The organism is Stutzerimonas stutzeri (genome assembly GCF_018138085.1).
GTDB lineage: Bacteria > Pseudomonadota > Gammaproteobacteria > Pseudomonadales > Pseudomonadaceae > Stutzerimonas > Stutzerimonas stutzeri_AI.
Genome location: NZ_CP073105.1, coordinates 2,971,288 through 2,990,212, shown reverse-complemented (window position 1 = coordinate 2,990,212; position 18,925 = coordinate 2,971,288). Strand labels below are relative to the sequence as shown.

At 64.4% G+C, this 18,925-nt stretch carries 15 protein-coding genes; 10 read left to right on the top strand and 5 right to left on the bottom strand.

Annotation, left to right across the window (positions count from 1 at the left end):
- Nucleotides 1–18 precede the first annotated feature (18 nt).
- On the top strand, nt 19–1,965 hold the full coding sequence (locus tag KCX70_RS13630) for a methyl-accepting chemotaxis protein (protein ID WP_102847311.1): 1,947 nt from the start codon (nt 19–21) through the stop codon (nt 1,963–1,965).
- Between the two features lie 184 nt (nt 1,966–2,149).
- A complete protein-coding gene (locus KCX70_RS13625; RefSeq protein WP_102847312.1) occupies nt 2,150–3,463 on the top strand; it encodes an APC family permease in 1,314 nt (437 codons plus the stop codon).
- Here KCX70_RS13625 and KCX70_RS13620 read toward each other — a convergent pair.
- Nucleotides 3,460–4,500, bottom strand: coding sequence for a metal-dependent hydrolase (locus KCX70_RS13620; protein WP_212617867.1), 1,041 nt, complete (start codon nt 4,498–4,500; stop codon nt 3,460–3,462). The genes KCX70_RS13625 and KCX70_RS13620 overlap by 4 nt on opposite strands.
- Before the next feature lie 142 nt (nt 4,501–4,642).
- Here KCX70_RS13620 and arfB point away from each other — a divergent pair, with 142 nt between their 5' ends.
- Nucleotides 4,643–5,056 (top strand): alternative ribosome rescue aminoacyl-tRNA hydrolase ArfB, encoded by a 414-nt coding sequence (arfB, locus tag KCX70_RS13615; RefSeq protein WP_212617866.1) that lies wholly within the window; start codon nt 4,643–4,645, stop codon nt 5,054–5,056.
- A gap of 52 nt (nt 5,057–5,108) precedes the next feature.
- Here arfB and KCX70_RS13610 read toward each other — a convergent pair whose 3' ends face one another.
- Together KCX70_RS13610 and KCX70_RS13605 are read right to left on the bottom strand one after the other, a co-directional pair.
- Nucleotides 5,109–6,413, bottom strand: coding sequence for an MFS transporter (locus tag KCX70_RS13610; protein ID WP_212617865.1), 1,305 nt, complete (start codon nt 6,411–6,413; stop codon nt 5,109–5,111).
- Between the two features lie 287 nt (nt 6,414–6,700).
- On the bottom strand, nt 6,701–7,594 hold the full coding sequence (locus KCX70_RS13605) for a LysR family transcriptional regulator (RefSeq protein WP_102847315.1): 894 nt from the start codon (nt 7,592–7,594) through the stop codon (nt 6,701–6,703).
- Nucleotides 7,595–7,709: 115 nt separating this feature from the next.
- Between KCX70_RS13605 and KCX70_RS13600 the strand changes: the two genes are divergently transcribed.
- The 7 genes from KCX70_RS13600 to KCX70_RS13570 all read left to right on the top strand — a co-directional run bounded on the left by KCX70_RS13600 (nt 7,710) and on the right by KCX70_RS13570 (nt 15,505).
- Nucleotides 7,710–8,534, top strand: coding sequence for an FAS1-like dehydratase domain-containing protein (locus tag KCX70_RS13600; RefSeq protein WP_212617864.1), 825 nt, complete (start codon nt 7,710–7,712; stop codon nt 8,532–8,534).
- A 502-nt stretch (nt 8,535–9,036) separates the two neighbouring features.
- A complete protein-coding gene (locus KCX70_RS13595) occupies nt 9,037–10,200 on the top strand; it encodes an acyl-CoA dehydrogenase family protein (protein ID WP_212617863.1) in 1,164 nt (387 codons plus the stop codon).
- A 131-nt stretch (nt 10,201–10,331) separates the two neighbouring features.
- A complete protein-coding gene (locus KCX70_RS13590; RefSeq protein ID WP_102852078.1) occupies nt 10,332–10,724 on the top strand; it encodes a VOC family protein in 393 nt (130 codons plus the stop codon).
- On the top strand, nt 10,721–12,073 hold the full coding sequence (locus KCX70_RS13585) for an MmgE/PrpD family protein (RefSeq protein WP_212617862.1): 1,353 nt from the start codon (nt 10,721–10,723) through the stop codon (nt 12,071–12,073). The genes KCX70_RS13590 and KCX70_RS13585 overlap by 4 nt, the downstream gene beginning before the upstream one ends.
- A gap of 229 nt (nt 12,074–12,302) precedes the next feature.
- A complete protein-coding gene (locus KCX70_RS13580) occupies nt 12,303–13,508 on the top strand; it encodes a CaiB/BaiF CoA transferase family protein (RefSeq protein WP_102852076.1) in 1,206 nt (401 codons plus the stop codon).
- A 124-nt stretch (nt 13,509–13,632) separates the two neighbouring features.
- On the top strand, nt 13,633–14,460 hold the full coding sequence (locus KCX70_RS13575) for an HpcH/HpaI aldolase/citrate lyase family protein (protein ID WP_212620347.1): 828 nt from the start codon (nt 13,633–13,635) through the stop codon (nt 14,458–14,460).
- 55 nt (nt 14,461–14,515) lie between these two features.
- Nucleotides 14,516–15,505 (top strand): TRAP transporter substrate-binding protein, encoded by a 990-nt coding sequence (locus KCX70_RS13570; RefSeq protein ID WP_212617861.1) that lies wholly within the window; start codon nt 14,516–14,518, stop codon nt 15,503–15,505.
- Nucleotides 15,506–15,649: 144 nt separating this feature from the next.
- Here KCX70_RS13570 and KCX70_RS13565 read toward each other — a convergent pair whose 3' ends face one another.
- Both KCX70_RS13565 and KCX70_RS13560 read right to left on the bottom strand, forming a co-directional pair.
- Nucleotides 15,650–16,057, bottom strand: a complete 408-nt coding sequence (locus KCX70_RS13565; protein ID WP_021208574.1) for a PA2817 family protein — start codon at nt 16,055–16,057, stop codon at nt 15,650–15,652.
- 348 nt (nt 16,058–16,405) lie between these two features.
- The gene (locus KCX70_RS13560; protein WP_212617860.1) at nt 16,406–18,853 is read right to left on the bottom strand and encodes an acyl-CoA dehydrogenase; all 2,448 of its coding nucleotides are present in this window, start codon (nt 18,851–18,853) and stop codon (nt 16,406–16,408) included.
- Nucleotides 18,854–18,925: the final 72 nt, after the last annotated feature.

Genomic DNA, 18,925 nt, shown 5'->3' with positions numbered 1-18,925 from the left:
CTTTTTAAGGATTTTCTGATGCAGCCCCTCGATATATTCGCCAACCTGTCCATGGGCAAGAAGTTGCTGCTTGGCTTTGCCCTCGTCCTGCTGTTGACGCTGGGTGTCGCCGGAACCGGCTTTTACACGGTCGATTCGATCCTCGATCGTTCGTATCAGGTGAACCAGCTATCGCGAGTCAATGCCGCGATTCTCGAGGCGCGGGGCCAGGAGCGCGACTACGCGCTGACCCGAAACGAGGCGTCCGCTGAGGCCTTGCGCAGCACGCTCGAGCGGCTGAATCGCGAGCTGGACGCGTTGGACGGCCTCTCTGAACAGCAGCAGGAAGCGGTGCAGCAGATTCGCGGCAGCGCCGCCGTTTATGCCAAACAGTTCGATGAGTACGGCGTGCTGATCAATCGTGGCCAGGCACTTCGCGCACGCATGGACGACACGGCGCAGAAGAGTCGCGAGGAGTTCGAATACATCGAGCTGGACATGTACGACGCCGTGCGGGTACTGCGCCTGCAGGGCGATCACCTGAGGGGCAGCGATCCGCTGACCATTGCCGAATCCGCGTCAGGCCTGACGAAAAAGATTCTCGATCTGCGCACCTTCGAAAACATCTTCATCAACAACAACGCCCAGGCCGCGGTGGATTCGTGGAACGAGTCCTTCGAAGACGTGACCACCATCGGCACCAGCCTGAAAACCTGGCTCGACGATGAGCAAAAGGCGACCATGGATGGCGCTCTTGCCGCGCTCGCCAGTTACCAGCGGGCATTCAACGAGTTCCGCAGCAATCGCGGGGCCCGTGTTGCACTGGAACAGGAGATGGTTGGCCAGGCGCAAAGCGTCGTCGATGCGGCAGGCAAGATGATGGCCGATGCGACCGCAGCAATGGAAACCCAACGCAGCAGCGCCTATATGCTGCTGGGGATCATTACCGTGCTGGCGGTGGTGATCGGTCTCGCGGCCGCGACTGTCATCTCGCGCATGATTGTCGGGCCGCTGCGCTACACGGTACAACTGGCACAGCGGGTTGCCGATGGTGATCTGAGCCAATCGGAAACCGTGACCCGGCGTGATGAGCTCGGCCAGTTGCAGCAGGCCATGTACGCCATGACCGAAAGCCTGCGCGGCCTAATCGGGCGTATTGGCGGCGGTGTCGGCCAGATAGCCGCTGCGGCCGAGCAACTCTCTGCGGTGACGGCACAAACCAGCATTGGCGTGCAGAAACAGCGGGAGGAAACCGATCAGGTCGCTACCGCGATGCACCAGATGGCCGCGACCGTGCAGGAAGTGGCGCAAAACGCCGAGCAAGCGTCGCTCGCTGCTCGTCAGGCTGATCAACAGGCGCGCCAAGGCGACCTGGTGGTTCAGGAAGCCATTGGCCAGATCGGCAACCTCTCCGGCGAGGTCGAGCATTCGGCCCAGGCGATCGAAGAGCTGAACGCCGAGAGCGGTCGTATCGGCAGCGTGCTGGAGGTGATTCGTGCCGTAGCCGAACAGACCAACCTGCTGGCGCTCAATGCTGCGATCGAAGCTGCACGCGCCGGAGAGCAAGGCCGCGGCTTCGCCGTGGTCGCCGACGAAGTCCGCGCGCTAGCTCGCCGCACGCATGATTCGACGGAAGAAATCGAAAGCCTGATCGGCAATCTGCAGCAAGTGGCGCAGAAGGCGGTCGAGCAGATGCAGACCAGCCGCGACCTGACTCAACGTACTGTCGAACTGGCCAGCGAGGCGGGGATAGCGCTCGGACGCATTACCGAGTCGGTCTCGACCATCGAGCAGATGAATCAGCAGATTGCCGCCGCATCCGAGGAGCAGAGCGCGGTGGCCGAGAACATCTCCGAGAGCGTGACCCGTGTGCGCGACATCGGCGAGCAGAGTGCCAGCGGCAGCGAGCAGACCGCCAGTGCCAGTGCCGAACTGGCGCGTCTGGGCATCGAGCTGCAGGGGCTGGTGGCGCGTTTCCGCACCTGAGTTCCAGCTTGCTGGTACAGACAAGCCCCGGCCTGGCCGGGGCTTTGTCGTTTCTGGCGCTGAACTCCAGCGATATACCGGCAATCTAGAACAGAGAAGCGGCTGCGGTCGCCTGTTCTGGAGATGCTCGATTGAAAGCCTCATCGCTCGTTGCCAAGCGCCCCCGCCGTGGGGGCGCCCATCCATGAAAACCACCGTGTTCGCAGCGGGCGAATCACGCCTGCGTCAGGCCATCGGCGGGCCCGCGCTGTTTCTGTTCATCCTTGGCGACGTGCTGGGCGCGGGCGTCTATGCCCTGGTTGGCAAGATCGCCGGCGAGGCGGGTGGCGCAGTCTGGGTGCCGCTGTTGGTCGCGCTGGGGTTCGCGATGCTGACCGCGGCGTCCTATGCCGAACTTGTCACCAAGTATCCCCGAGCGGGTGGCGCGGCGGTTTTCGCCGAACGTGCGTTCGGCAAGCCGTTGCTGTCCTTCCTGGTCGGCTTCTGCATGCTCGCGGCAGGTGTGACCAGTGCAGCCGGGCTGTCCCTGGCTTTCGCCGGCGACTACCTGAGCGCATTCATCGATACCCCGGCGGTGCCGACCGCGCTGGTGTTTCTCTGCGTGGTTGCGCTGCTCAACGCCCGCGGGATCAAGGAGTCGCTCGGTGCCAATACGGTGATGACCGTGATCGAGGTGTCCGGCCTGCTGTTCGTCGTGGTGCTGGCGGCCCGTTATCTGCTGAGCGGACAGGGCGAACCCGCTCGGGTCCTGGCATTCGCGCCCGGCGTATCGCCAGCCATCGCTGTGCTGGGCGCGGCACTGATCGCGTTCTACTCCTTCGTCGGCTTCGAGGTATCGGCCAACGTGGCCGAAGAGGTCAAGGACGTTCGGCGCAATTACCCGCGCGCGCTGTTCGGTGCCCTGCTGACGGCGGGACTGGTCTACGTGGGGGTGGGCATGGCCGCAACCGCGGTGCTCACTCCGGCTGCGCTTAGCGAATCGTCTGCTCCGCTGCTGGACGTGGTACGCGCGACCGGCTACGCGGTGCCGGACTGGCTGTTCGCTGCGGTGGCATTGGTGGCCGTCGCCAACGGGGCGCTGCTGACGATGATCATGTCCAGCCGCCTGGCTTATGGCATGGCCGACGAGGGGTTGCTGCCCTCGGCGCTGACGCGGGTATTGCCGGAGCGGCGCACGCCTTGGCTGGCGATCATCGTGACCACCTTGCTGGCGATGGCGCTTACCGTCACCGGTACGCTGCGTGCGCTCGCCGAAACCGTAGTGCTGTTGCTGCTCTTCGTGTTCATGAGCACCAACGTGGCGGTACTGGTGCTGCGCAAGGACAAAGTGGCCGCGCCACACTTTCGCACCCCGACGATCCTGCCGTACCTGGCCATCGGCTCTTGCCTGGTCCTGCTCTCCCAGCAGAGCGCCGGCACCTGGTTGCGAGCGGCTTTGCTGATGGGCTTGGGAGCGATGCTCTACGGTCTGGGCCGCTGGCAGCATCGTCGCCGCTAGCGGCTCTGCAATTCGGACGCCCATTGCGCCAGCGGGATTGGCCGTTGCTGCGTCCAGATGCGCCGCCAGAGCTGCTCGAGCTTGCCCATGTCGCCGCGCTCGGCCGGCCAGCGCTCGACTGCCGGTATCAACCGCCACTCGCCGCCGTCTCGCTCTGCCAGGGCGAAGCGGAAGGGATGGTAGCCCGTCATGCCAAGCCGCAGGTCGGTCATCAGCAGGTGCCGGTCGACCTCGTCGTAACGCAGCATGCCGCCGGTGAACCAGCGCAACCGCGCGTGCTGCGGCGAGTTCCTTAGCGCCCCGGCCAGCGACGGGTGACGAGGCAGGCGCACCAGCTCGGGCGGATCGGCATCGAACCAGCTCACCAGCGCCTCGTAGTAGTGATCACCGTCGAGGGCGATCACTCGCCACAGCAGGCTGTTGAACGGCGTCGGCGTACTGAAGACCTGGCTGGGGTGGACACCCGCTGCGGCCATCGCGGCGTCCACACGATGCTCTGCCATCTGTTTGCCGGCCAGGGTGAATGCCAGGTACAGCGAAGACAGTGTCAGCGCAATCGGCGCCCAGCGTGGACGGCGTCCTTTCAGCCCGAAGACGGCGCCGGCCAGGACTGCCAGCAGCAGCGGCAAGCTGTAGAGCGGGTCGATGATGAACACACTGGACCAGGCCACCGGAGGGGTCGCGAGCGGCCAAAGCAGTTGCGTGCCATAGCTGGTGAAGGCGTCGAGCAGCACATGGGTGATCAGCACCAGCCAGAGGGTCAGGAGCAGCCGCCGGCCGCTGTAGCCGGGATCGGGGCGTAAGCGTCGAACCAGCCAGGTCAGCAGCACCGCCAGCAGGCTGAGCGTAAACAGCGAATGGCTGAAGCCACGGTGATAGGTCATCTCTGCCACGGCATCGCCGTAGTCGATGACCACGTCGAGGTCGGGCAGGGTGCCGAGTACGGCGCCATACAACAGCGCCCTGCGTCCTTGCCAGCGGCCCAGCAGGGACGCCTGAACCGTGGCGCCGAGCAGCGCCTGGGTGATCGAATCCATAAGGGCTTCCATCTATGCCGGTTGGCCAGTGCGCCAAGTTAGCCGAACCGACCGGCCTGCTGTGGCTCGAAATCATATAAAAACGTGTCCGCGCTGCTCGCCTCGTGGACAATGACCGCTCATTCCTGACGCAGAAGGGCCGATGCTCGAGATATCCAACAGTGTCCAGCTCCCCGACAACGAGATCGAGTTGACCGCGATCCGCGCGCAGGGCGCCGGCGGGCAGAACGTCAACAAGGTGTCCAGCGCGCTGCACCTGCGCTTCGATATCAACGCGTCGTCATTGCCGGCGTTTTACAAGGAACGTCTGTTGGCACTGCGCGACAGCCGGATCACCGGGGATGGGGTGATCGTCATCAAGGCCCAGCAGTACCGCACCCAGGAGCAGAACCGCGCAGATGCCCTGGAGCGCCTGGCCGAGCTGATCCGCAGCGTTGCCAATGTGGAAAAGGCACGCCGCCCGACACGCCCCACACTAGGCTCGAAGAAACGGCGTCTGGAAGGAAAGTCAAAGCGCGGCGCTATCAAGGCCGGGCGCGGCAAGGTGGACTTCTAGCCTGGCCGGCAAAAGCCCGCCAGCGCCCGGCGGCCGGGCGAGGCGCTCTGCCTTAGCCGGTGCCGGTACGCGGTTCGACGATGTCATCGAGCGCATCGCCGTCCAGCGAATCGCTGGTTTCGCTCGCCTTGACCTCGCCTTCCGGGGTATCGGGCATCAGCTCCAGCACGGTGTGGCTGGTGCGCAGGATGGGCGTGAAATGCCCGTGCGGCTCGGTCATCAGGTCGATGACCCGACGCGAACGGTAGAACGAATAGATCGCCAGGAATGCAAGGGTGACGGCGAAGAACAGCGGCAGCGCCTTCGGACCGAAGAAGCTCATCAATCCCCCGGCTACCACCGGGCCGAAGGCGGCGCCGAAGCCGTTGGCCAGGAGCAGACCGCTGGAGCCGGATAGAATCTCGTCCGGGTGCAGTTGGTCGACCATTTGCGCGACGGCGATCGAGTAGATCGAAAACGCCAGGCCGCCCCAGAGGAACATCATCCCCAACAGCAAAGGCCCGGACGTCAGCGGGGTGATCAGCCCGCCGAGCACCGCGGCGATGGCCACGACACAGAGCAGCACCTTGCGACGGTCGTGCTTGTCGGAAAACAGCCCGATCGGCCACTGCAGCACGGCACCGCCGAGGATGGTCACGCTCATCAGCAGACCAACGCCGGACGCATCGAAGCCGCTCTGCGAGGCGTAGACCGGCGCCAGACCCCAGAAGCCACCAAGCGTAAGGCCCGAGATACCAGCGGCCATTAGCGGCAAAGGCGCGATTCGGGCCAGCTGCAGCAGGTCCGTGGCGGGCATGTCGGGCTGGGCCGGCTGTGCCTGGCGTGTCAGGGTAATCGGCATCAGTGCTGCGCAGATGAGGATCGCCGCCAAGGCGAACAGCGTGAAATTCATCGGGCTGTCGAGGCTCAGCAGTTGCTGGGCCGCCGCCAGCGAGCCAAGGTTGACTGCCATGTACAGCGCGAACACCTGGCCGCGTTTTTCACCGCTGACCTGGGCGTTGAGCCAGCTCTCGATGACCATGTACAGCGTGACCAGCGCCACGCCGTACATCAGTCGCAGTACCAGCCACACCCACGGATTGACGATGATCACGTGCAGCAGCACGGCGATCGAAGCCAGCGCTGCGTAGAAGGCGAAGGTGCGGATATGGCCGATGCGACGTATCAGCGACGGCGCCAGCCAGGTGCCGATGAGGAAGCCGGCGAAGTAGCCCGACATCAGCAGGCCGATCAGGCCGGTCGAATACCCCTCGGCGACGCCACGCAGCGTCAGCAGCGTGTTCAGCAGTCCGTGGCCGAGCAGAAGAAAGGCGACACCGGCCAGCAGCGAACTGATCGGGGCTAGTAAGGACGTCATGGCAAACAACCTTAAGCAAGTAAGTCCATTTTTGGCAGAGTGCGCCGTTCAGGAGCGCTCCACCGTGATCACAGTCAAGTGTAAGGAAGCCCGAGGCCGAGCCCATGGGGTGCGCCTCGGTGCATGCAGCTTGGGCAGCACTTTTCGCCGAGGATTCAAAACGAAGCGTATTTCCTGGCGCAGGCTTCGAACATCATTGCGTTTGCAGCCTGACGGCTACTTTCGGTCAACGCCGCGTAGCGGAGTCGGTCGACCACGCCCAGCCGACTCTGCAAGCTTGGCCCAGATTAGCCGCTTTGTCCTGGCCGCAAGGTGGCGATCAAGGCCCGAACGCTGCCCGGCAGGGCATCGAGCTCACGCACCAGAATGCTGCGTTCGCGAACGGCCCAGGGTTCATCCAGCGCCACCAGCGCCAGTTGCATGGTACGGCTGTGCCGGCGCGCGGCGGACTCGGGAATGATACCGATCCCGACACCCGCTTCGATCATCCGGCATACGGCTTCGAAGCTGGAGAGCTGAATCCGCAGCGACAGGGTACCGCCGAACTTCTCGACCTGGTCGCGAAGAAAGCTGAGCAGGGTGCTGCCTTCGTGCAGGCCGATGTGTTGATAGCTCAGCGTCTGGCGCAGGGTAACGCGTGGCTGTGTTGCCAGCGGGTGACCGAGGGGGACGGCCAGCAGCAAGCGGTCGGTGCTGAAATGAAGCGCCTGCAGCCCCTCGGCTTGCACCGGCCCGGCGATGATGCCCATGTCGGTACTGCCGTCGAGTACGCCGCGCACGATGTCCCGGCTCAAACGCTCCTGCAGATCCACTGTGACTCCTGGCCGCTGCGCGAGGAACCCGGCCAGCACTTCTGGAAGGAATTCGGTGACCGCGGTGGTATTAGCGAAGATGCGGATATGCCCGGTCGAGTCGGTGCTGTATTCGGTGAATTCGCCCTTGAGATAGTCCACCTGGCGCATGATCAGCCGCGCATGCTGCAGCAGTTTCTCCCCGGCCGGTGTCAGCGCCACGCCGCGGCTGTCGCGATAGAGCAAACGGCTGCCGAGCTGTCCTTCGAGCGCCTTGACCCGGGCGCTGGCCGCCGCCGGCGACAGGTGCGCGCGGCGTGCGCCCTGGGTCAGGCTGGGCGATTCGGCGATATGGATGAACAGGCGTAGGTCGGAAAGATCAAAGTGCATGCAGGCGGTCCGGCAAATGCGTTCAGGATAACCGAACGCTGGTCTCGGTAAATGCAAATTCCCGAACGCGCTGCGACATCGCATGCTAGACCGAACGTTCAAGCCGGAGCCCGCGATGACGACCGATGTAACCGCCTGGATGGGCCGCGCCGAAGAAGTCCACGACCAGCTCAGTCGCAACCTGCTGATGCGGATCGCCGCGACGCTCGACGAGCCCACCCCGGCTCATGGCGAACCCTTGCCGCCGCTGTGGCAGTGGTGTTTTTTCCAGGAGCCGATGCCCGAAAGCGCGCTGGGCGAGGACGGCCATCCGGCACGCGGCGGCTTCCTGCCGCCGGCCGACAACCGCAACCGCATGTGGGCCGGCGGCCGAATCGAATTCATCGAGCCGCTGATTGCCGGGGCCGAAGCGACCCGGGTGTCGACCATCACGCACATCGAGGAAAAGCAGGGCCGCACCGGCGCGCTGCTATTCGTCACGGTCCAGCACGAGTACCGGCAGGATGGCCGCCTGGCGATTCGTGAAGAGCAGGACATCGTCTACCGCGAGCCGAACCCGCCGAAGGCCAGCAGCGGCGAGCCGATGATCGCTGGCCATTGGCGCGAAGCGGTGACGCCGACGCCGACCCTGCTGTTTCGCTATTCGGCCGTTACCTTCAATGGCCATCGCATCCACTACGACTGGCCCTATGTTACCGAGGCCGAGGGCTATGCCGGGCTGGTGGTCCACGGTCCGCTGATCGCCACGCTCAACCTGCGCGCGTTTTGCCGCGCCAACCCCGAGGCCCGCCCGCGTCGCTTCGCCTACCGCGGCCTGCGGCCGCTCGTGGTCCCGCAACCGTTCGAACTCGGCGGCCGCCTCGTCGCTCCTGGCAGGGCCGAACTCTGGGCGGGTGACCACAACGGCCTGGCACAGAAGGCGGAGGTGGAATTCGAGTGAGGTGTATGGCGGGACTCCGCCCCCTCACCCTAACCCTCTCCCCAAGGGGGCGAGGGGACTGGTCGGTGTCCGGTTTCCAGATCGGCGTACATGCGATGCCGTCTGCCAGGGCATGACTTCCGACATACACCTGATAGCTCCCTCGCCCCTCTGGGAAGAGGGCTGGGTGGGGGAAGGGGCAAGCTGATCGGCATGGCCCGAACCACCCGAACATACCTGTAAACGCAACACAGCTGTCAGGCGAAACACAAAACCAGCCCCCTCTCCCTCAGGGAGAGGGTTGGGGTGAGGGGGAAGGGGCAAGCTGATCGGCATGGCCCGATCCACCCCCAACACACCTGTAAACGCAACACAGCTGTCAGGCGAAACACAAAACCAGCCCCCTCTCCCTGAGGGAGAGGGTTGGGGTGAGGGGGAGGAGGCCAAGCTGATTGGCTGGCCAAAGCCCACACCGCTCAACCAATAAAGGCAACACAGCACCGCCAGCTTTCGAGGAACCGAGATGAATCCGTACCTGAACGACGAATACACCGCTATCCGCGAAGGCGTGCGCGGTCTCTGCGCCGGATTTCCTGCCGAATACTGGCGCAAGCTCGACGAGGAAAAGGGCTTCCCCGAAGCCTTCGTCAAGGCACTGACCGAGGCCGGCTGGCTGTCGGCAATGATCCCCGAAGAATATGGCGGTTCTGGCCTGGGCCTCGCCGAGGCTTCGATCATCCTCGAAGAGGTGAACCGTTGCGGCGGCAACTCCGGCACCGTGCACGGGCAGATGTACAACATGTTCACACTGTTGCGTAACGGCAGCGAGGAGCAGAAGCGCTACTACCTGCCGAAACTGGCCAGCGGCGAGCTGCGCCTTCAGTCCATGGGCGTCACCGAGCCGACCACCGGCACCGACACCACCAAGATCAAGACCACCGCCGTTCGCCGGGGCGACAAATACGTGATCAACGGGCAAAAGGTATGGATCTCGCGCATCCTGCATTCGGACCTGATGATTCTGCTCGCCCGCACCACGCCGCTGGCCGAGGTAAAGAAAAAATCGGATGGGATGTCAATTTTCCTGGTCGACCTGCGTGAGGCCATCGGCAACGGCCTGACTGTCCAGCCGATCGCCAACATGGTCAACCACGAGACCAACGAGCTGTTCTTCGACAATCTCGAACTTCCGGCGAGCAGCCTGATCGGCGAAGAGGGCAAGGGCTTTCGTTACATCCTCGACGGCTTGAATGCCGAGCGCACCCTGATCGCTGCCGAGTGCATCGGCGATGGTCGCTGGTTCGTCGAGAAGTCGGCCGCCTACGCCCGTGATCGCGTCGTGTTCGGCCGGCCGATCGGGCAGAACCAGGGCGTGCAGTTCCCCATTGCCGAAGCGCATATCGAGATCGAAGCGGCCGACCTGATGCGCTGGCGGGCCTGCGAGGAGTACGACAGCGGCCGCAACGCCGGCGCGGCGGCCAACATGGCCAAGTACCTGGCAGCGAAGGCCAGTTGGGAGGCGGCCAACGCCTGCCTGCAGACCCACGGCGGTTTCGGTTTTGCCAACGAATACGACGTCGAACGCAAATTCCGGGAGACACGGCTGTACCAGGTCGCGCCCATCTCCACCAACCTGATCCTGTCATATGTGGCCGAGCATCTGCTCGAGTTGCCGCGCAGTTTCTAACCCGGTGCCGTGGGAGCGGTCTTGACCGCGAAGAAGCTGCGCAAGGACCGCTCGGTGTCGCAGCGGCATTGGGTTGTAGGGCGGATGTTGCGAAGCGAATCCACGCCGACGCATCGAATCAGGAGGCAGCCATGCAGATTGACCACCTCGACCACCTGGTCCTCACCGTCGCCGACGTCGACGCGACGCTGGACTTCTACACCCGCGTACTCGGCATGCAGCTGGTTACCTTCGGGGAAGCCCGCAAGGCGCTCGCCTTCGGCAACCAGAAGATCAACCTGCACCAGGCCGGGCGCGAGTTCGAGCCAAAGGCCGAACGGCCTACGCCAGGCTCGGCAGACCTGTGCTTTATCGTCGCCACGCCACTGGACGAGGTGATCGCTCATCTCGAGGCGCACCGCGTGGCCATTGTCGAAGGTCCGGTCAAACGTACTGGCGCGACCGGCCCGATCCGCTCGGTGTACCTGCGCGATCCCGATCTCAACCTTATCGAACTGTCGAATCTGATGGAGCCCGGCGCATGAGCCAGCACACCCAGGCGTTGACTGAATTTCTCGCCGGTCTGCACTATGAGCAGATCCCCGAGCCGGTGCTCGCCCGCACCGAAGACCTCTTTCTCGACTGGCTCGGCTCGACCCTGGCTAGCGCCGGAGCGCATCCGATCCCGCTGTTCGAGCGTTACGCCACGAAGATGGGGCCGGCCGACGGCCCGGCGCGCATCCTGATCAATGGCAAGGGCAGCAGCGCCTTTTTCGCCGCGCTGGTGAATGCCGCCAGCTCGCATCTGGTGGAGCAGGACGATCTGCACAACAGCTCGGTGCTGCACCCGGCCACGGTGGTGTTCCCCGCCGCACTGGCGGCGGCGCAGGACCTTGGCAAGTCCGGCCGCGAGCTATTGGTGGCCTCGGTGGCCGGGTACGAGGCGGGCATCCGCATCGGCGAGTTCCTTGGCCGCTCGCACTACCGCATCTTCCACACCACCGCGACCGTGGGCACGCTGGCAGCGGCGGTCGCGGTGGGCAAGCTGATGGGCTTCAACCAGTCCCAGTTCACTCATCTGCTCGGCAGTGCCGGCACCCAGGCCGCCGGCCTCTGGGAGTTTCTCCGTGACGCCGCCGACTCCAAGCAACTGCACACCGCCAAGGCGGCCGCCGATGGACTGCTCGCGGCCTACCTGACGGCTGAAGGCCTGACCGGTGCGCAGAACATTCTCGAAGGCGAGCAGGGCATGGCCGCCGGCATGTCCAGCGATGCCGATCCGAGCAAATTGTCGGATCGCCTTGGCAGCCGCTGGGCGTTGGCGGAGACGTCGTTCAAGTTCCACGCCTCCTGCCGCCATACCCACCCGGCTGCCGACGCCTTGCTTGATCTGATGCAACGCGAAGGGCTGCGCGCCGAGGACATTACCTGCGTAACCACCCATGTTCACCAAGGCGCGATCGACGTGCTCGGCCGCGTGACGGTGCCACAGACGGTGCATCAGGCGAAGTTCTCCATGGGCACGGTGCTTGGGCTGATCGCCCTGTATGGCAAGGCCGGGCTGACTGAATTCCACAGCCACGCGCTCAGCGACCCGCGCGTCGGGGAGTTTCGCGAGAAGGTCTCGATGACCCTCGATCCCGAGGTGGACGCCGCCTATCCCTCGCGCTGGCTTGGCCGTGTCGAGGTGACCACCACGGACGGTCGCGCGCTGCGGGGTGCCATCGACGAACCCAAGGGTGACCCGGGCAATACCCTCAACCGTGCAGAACTGGAAGACAAGTTCCGTCGCCTGGTGCAGTTCTCCGGCGCGCGGGGCGATGAGCAGGCGGCCGCGCTGATCGAGACGGTCTGGCGGCTGAGGGATATCACGGACCTCGAGGTTCTGCGGTAACTATCGGGCGGGTGGCTCTGGTGGGAGCGGTCTCGACCGCGATCGGTTTCGCGGTCAAGACCGTTCCCACAAACCGCCCGCAACCGGACGTGAACATACACAGACTCGTAGGGTGGATGGCGGCGAAGCCTCATCCACCAACAGGGCGCCAACGTCGCATGAGCTTGAACAGACGCGTGGAAAAGGCGCTGCCGTTTTCCACCCTACGCCGAATTTGCAGGAACCGAACATGAACAAGAGCCAAGCCAAACCCCGCCCGCTCGATGGCATCACCGTGATCAGCCTAGAGCATGCCATCGCCGCGCCGTTCTGCACGCGCCAGTTGGCTGATCTTGGTGCCCGGGTGATCAAGGTCGAGCGCCCCGGCACCGGCGATTTCGCCCGTGGCTATGACGAGCGGGTCGATGGGCTGGCGTCGCATTTCGTCTGGACCAATCGCTCGAAGGAAAGCCTGACCCTGGATGTGAAACAGGAAGGCGCCAGCCAGGTCCTCGAGCGGCTGTTGGCCGGGGCCGACGTGCTGGTGCAGAACCTCGCACCGGGCGCCGCTGCGCGCATGGGGCTGTCATTCGAGGCGCTGCACGAGCGCTTCCCGCGGTTGATCGTCTGCGATATCTCGGGTTACGGCGAGGGCGGCCCTTACGAGCAGAAGAAGGCCTATGACCTCTTGATCCAGAGCGAGGGAGGCTTTCTCTCCGTTACTGGCGGGCCGGGTGAAGACGAGATGGCCAAGGCGGGCTGCTCCATCGCCGATATCGCCGCCGGCATGTACGCCTACACCGGTGTGCTCTCGGCGCTGATGCTGCGCGACAAGACCGGCGAGGGTAGCCGGGTAGACGTGACCATGCTGGAGAGCCTGGTCGAATGGATGGGCTACCCGCTGTATTACGCCTACGAAGGTGCGCCGCCGCCCCCGCGTGCCGGCGCCGCGCACGCCACCATCTACCCGTACGGGCCGTTCCCGACCGGTGACGGCGGCACCGTGATGCTCGGCCTGCAGAACGAGCGCGAGTGGCTGCTGTTCTGCGAAAAGGTCTTGCTCCAGCCCAAGCTGGCCAGCGATGAGCGTTTCTCCAGCAACTCGCTGCGTTCGGATAATCGCCAGGCGTTGCGCGCGATCATCGTCGAGGCGTTCGGCAAGTTGAGTGCCGATGAGGTGATTACGCGCCTGGATGCCGCGCCGATTGCCAACGCCCACGTCAACGACATGGCCGGGGTCTGGGCTCATCCGCAGCTCAAGGCACGCCAGCGCTGGAGTGAGGTCGGCAGCCCGGCCGGCGAGCTACCGGCATTGCTGCCACCGGGGCGCAACAGCGCGTTCAGCCCGCGAATGGACCCGATTCCGGCGCTGGGCCAGCACACCGATGCCTTGCTCGGGGAGCTGGGCTACGCACAGGGCGATATTCGGCGCCTGCACGAACAGGGTGCGGTGTGAACATGGCCGTGGGTTGCATCGGCGTGCTGGCGAACCCGCGATCAGGGCGCAACAGCGGGTTCGCGAGCAGCCTCGCGCATACAGCAGCGGCATCCAGATGACCCAGCAGATCGAGGGGACCACCATGAACCCGAGCATCATCCGTAGCGCATTGTTCGTACCTGCGACCCGCCCCGAGCGGATTCCCAAGGCACTGTCGAGCGGTGCCGATGTGGTCATCGTCGACCTGGAAGATGCCGTTGCCGAGCCCCTCAAGGCGCAGGCGCGCGAAGCGCTCGATAGCTTTCTCGCCAGCGACGCCCAAGCTCGGGTGCTGGTGCGCATCAACGCAGCCGGCCACCCTCAGCAGGCCGAAGACCTGCAGCTCTGTGCGGCACGATCCGGTGTGATCGGGGTGTTGCTGCCCAAAGTCGAGTGTGCCGCCCAGGTGGCGACGGCGGCGGAGTGCGGTAAACCGGTCTGGCCCATCATCGAAAGTGCCAGGGGGCTCGCCGCGCTGCCTGAGATCGCGGCGGCCAGCGGCGTCGAACGGCTCTCCTTCGGCGCCCTGGACCTCGGGCTGGCCCTCGGGCTGGCCAGTGGCACGTCTGCGGCCGAGCGTGTCCTCGACCAGGCGCGCTATGCGCTGCTGCTGCACAGCCGGCTGGCCAATCTGGCGCCGCCACTCGACAGCGTATTCCCAGATATCCGCAATCTCGACGGACTCGCTCGATTCGCTGCCGACGCCCGCGATATGGGCTTCGGCGGCTTGCTGTGCATTCACCCCAGCCAGGTGGCTGTGGTGCACGAGACGTTGATGCCCAACGCAGACGAACTGGCCTGGGCGCAACGCGTCCTCGCGGCCGGTGCCTCTGGCGAGGGTGTCTTCGTGGTCGACGGGCAGATGATCGATGCACCGGTCATCGGCCGTGCCCGTCGCCTGTTGCAACGTGCCGGGCAAACGGTCCCCTGACCGCGACGCGGTGCCCGCGAAACGTACCAACCGACAAAAACAAGAGGGTACTTCCATGCTGAGTAACACGCTCAAGGCGCTCGCCTGCGCGCTTTCTTTTTCCATCGCAGCTCTGGCGCATGCCGAGCCCATCGTCATCAAGTTCTCCCATGTGGTCGCGGATAACACGCCCAAAGGGCAGGGCGCATTACTATTCAAGAAGCTCGCCGAAGAGCGCCTGCCCGGCAAGGTGACGGTCGAGGTCTATCCCAACTCTTCGCTGTTCGGCGACGGCAAGGAAATGGAGGCGCTACTGATCGGAGATGTACAGCTGCTGGCGCCTTCGCTGGCCAAGTTCGAGCAGTACGATAAGTCGATCCAGATCTTCGACCTGCCATTTCTGTTCGACGACCTGGCCGCTGCCGACCGTTTCCAGAGCAGCCCGCAGGGCAAGGCACTGCTGACGGCCATGGAAGACAAGAACATCACCGGCCTGGCCTACTGGCACAACGGCACCAAGCAGATGTCGGCCAACAAGCCGCTGCGCGAGCCGAAAGATGCGCGCGGGCTGAAATTCCGGGTACAGGCTTCGCAGGTGCTGGAGGAGCAGTTCAAGGCGGTGCGTGCCAATCCGCGCAAGATGAGTTTTGCCGAGGTGTACCAGGGGCTGCAGACCGGCGTTGTCAACGGCACCGAAAACACCTGGTCGAACTACGAGAGCCAGAAAGTGCATGAGGTGCAGAAGTACATCACCGAATCCGACCACGGCCTGATCGACTACATGGTCATTACCAACACCCAGTTCTGGCAGGGCCTGCCGGCGGATGTGCGCAGCGAACTGGAGCAGGTCATGCAGGAAGTGTCGGTCGAGGTGAACCGTCAGGCTGATGAGCTCAACCAAAAGGCCAAGCGCACCATCGCCGAGTCGGGCAAGACCGAGATCATCCGGCTGACTCCCGAGCAACGCGGCGAATGGCGCGAAGCGATGCGGCCGGTGTGGAAAAAGTTCGAAGGTGAAATCGGCGCCGACCTGATCAAGGCTGCCGAGGCGGCGAACCAACCCTGATCGAACGTGCCGAGCCGTTGGCTTGGCAGCTCAGCGGCGCCGCTTCGGCCGCTGGGCTTCCTGAACAAGCGGCGGGCGTGAGGCCCGCTTAACGCAGACGGCGGACCGCAGTCCGCCGCTAACATCCGCAAGGGCTGATGATGCTCAGTGGCGCGGGCCTTCGTCCGGCATGCTCATCAGTTGCCGTTCCATGTTCCAGTCGAACGGCTCGTCGTTTTCCTCGGCCTCGTAGCGACGTTCTTCCAAGCGCTGGAAGATCTCGATTTCTTCATCCGGCATGAAATGCAGGCAGTCGCCGCCGAAGTACCAGAGCAGGTCGCGTGGCACCAGATGGGCGATCTGCGGGTAGCGATGGAAGACCTGGCAGATCATGTCCTGGCCCATGTGCCGCTCTTCCGGCACGTTCTTGAGATTCATGATCAGTTCGTCGAAGCGTTCGAGGAACAGCGCATGGCTTTCTTCCGAAACCTGCTCGGTTTCGCCCATCGCCAGCAGGATGCCGCGCAGATGGGCCAGAAGAGCCAGATTGTGGTCGTGATAAGGATTGGCCATGGTTCACCTGTGTCGATTGGGCGCGCGATTATACGGGCGCCGGGGTTAATTGGGGCGTGTGCTGTTGACTCGGTGGGCCGCCCTGGGTTCGGTATTCGGCCAAGACGATCGCCGGACGGTAGGCTGAGGCAGGCTCTAGGTTGCTGGTTACGGCGGGTTTGTTCGCCGGAGGGCGTGCCTCCCACAAGGTACGCTGCACACGGTCCGCTTGTAGGGGGCCGACCCAGGCCGAAGCTTTTGGGCACCGAGCCGGCGTTGTTCGCCGCGGGGCGCGCCTCCCACAAAGCCAAAGGCGCTGTGCACGGTTCGCTTGAGGGAGGCGATTGCTCGCAAATCGGTTTCAGCGATTCAACGGATTTTCCCCTCGCTCAGCTCAAGTTGCGCCTTGTCGAAATCGTCGACGCTGATGACCTTGCGCCGAGCAGCTTCGGCCGCGGTGAGTTGCTCGGCCTCCGAGGCGTTCAGTACACCGGCCGCGAGGGCGGCGCTGATCGGATCCTCGTGCGCGGCGGGCTTGAATTCGCCGCTCTTGAGTGCCTTATGCAGCTTCTTCTGCAGCGGTTGGGCGGCAGCCAGCGCATCGAAGGCATCGCGCAGCGCACCGAAAGCCTCGTCAGCATCGTCCGGGCGGTACACGCCTTCGAGTACCTGCTCCAGCGCCGGGTCGCCTTCCGGACGACCAAGGATCGCCGCCACTTCAGCGTCCAGCTCGTCGGACGGCCCCTTGTGACGCGCTCCGAACGGAAACACCAACAGCTGCAACCCTCCGCCAAGCAGCCGATTGGGGAAGTTGCTCAGCGTGTCGGCCAGCGCGCGCTCGGCCTTGCACAGGCAGTCTTCCAATGCCCAGCGCAACAACGGCGCCTGTTCGGTCGGGTGGCCAAGGTCGTGATAGCGCTTGAGCGCGGCGGACGCCAGGTAAAGGTGACTGAGCACGTCGCCCAGCCGCGCCGACAGACGTTCGCGGCGTTTGAGCTCCCCGCCCAACAGCATCATCGACAGGTCGGCCAGCATCGCAAATGCGGCGGCAATCCGATCCAGCGCGCGGAAGTAGGGGCGGGTCAGGTCGGTGCCCGGTGCCTTGCCGAACAGGCCGAAGGTCAGCCCCAGCACCAGGGTGCTGGCCGTGTTGCTGACGGCGAAGCCGATGTGCTGCATGAGCAGCTTGTCGAACTTCTTCACCGCTTCGTCACGGTCGGGCTCATGCACCAGCTCCATCTCGCGCAGGACGAAGGGATGGCAGCGGATCGCACCCTGGCCGAAGATCATCAGGTTGCGCGAAAGGATGTTGGCGCCTTCGACGGTGATCGAGATCGGCGCCGACAGCCACAGCCGGCCCAGGTAATTGTTCGGGCCCATGATGATGCCCTTGCCACCGTGGATGTCCATGGCGTCGGTGACGCATGCGCGGCCGCGCTCGGTCAGGTGGTATTTGAGGATCGCTGACAGCACCGAGGGTTTTTCGCCGAGGTCGACGGCGTTGGCGGTGAGGATTCGCGCGCTGTCCATCAGCCAGGCATTGCCACCGATCCGCGCCAACGGCTCCTGGATGCCCTCGAAGGCTGCTAGCGGTACGTTGAATTGCTCGCGGATCTGCGCGTAGCGGCCGGACACGTAGCTGCAGGCCTTCGCGGCACTGACGCCGGTGGCCGGCAGCGAGATGGAACGACCTACCGAGAGGCAGTTCATCAGCATCATCCAGCCTTTGCCGATCATGTCGCGGCCACCGATGATGGCCTCCAGCGGCACGAAGACATCCTTGCCCCAGTTCGGTCCGTTCATGAAGGCCGCGCCCAGGGGAAGGTGACGGCGGCCGATCTCGACGCCCGCGGTATCGGTCGGGATCAGTGCCAGGCTGATGCCCAGTTCCTCCTCGTCACCCAGCAGATGCTCGGGGTCATAGGTCTTGAAGGCGACGCCGAGCAGTGTGGCGACCGGGCCGAGGGTGATGTAGCGCTTTTCCCAGTTAAGGCGCAGGCCGAGCACTTCCTCGCCCTGCCACTGGCCGCGGCAGATCACGCCGCTGTCGTTCATCGCGCCGGCATCGGAGCCGGCATAGGGGCCGGTCAGGGCGAAACAGGGGATGTCCGTGCCGTTGGCCAGACGCGGCAGGTAGTGGTTGCGTTGCTCGTCGGTGCCGTAGTGCATCAGCAGTTCGGCCGGGCCGAGCGAGTTGGGCACCATGACGGTGCTGGCCAGGTCACCGCTGCGGGTCGCCAGTTTCATAACGATCTGTGAATGCGCGTAGGCCGAGAAACCCTTGCCGCCGTATTCCTTGGGAATGATCAGGGCGAAGAAGCCTTCGGCCTTGATGTAGTCCCATGCCTCCTGCGGCAGATCCAGGCGCTGGCCGACCTCCCAGTCGTTGACCATGGCGCACAGTGCCTCGGTGGGCCCGTCGATGAAGGCCTGCTCTTCCTCGGTCAGCGTCGCCCTGGGGTAGCCGAGCAGGGTGTCCCAGTTCGGCCGGCCACTGAATAGCTCGCCGTCCCACCAGACGGTGCCGGCGTCGATGGCATCGCGTTCAGTGTCGGAAATCGGCGGCAGTACCTTCTTGAACCAGTCGAACATCGGCCCGCTGAAGTATTTGATGCGCAGATCACTGACCAGCAGCGGAACCGCCACCGCGATCAGCACCAACCAGAGAATCAGCATGAGCAGAGTTGGGGTTTCGTCGGCTGCTCCCATCAGCAGCAAGTACGCCGCAACGATCGCCAGCGCCGGTACCGGCGATACACGTAAGTGAGCGATCACGGCGATGCCGAGCAGTAAGACAAGCAACCAGAGCAGGGTCATGGGATTTTCCTTGTTAGGCGTTTGGCGTCGTGATGAGCATAGGCGCTTGGGATGGCTGGGGTGAAGGGACAG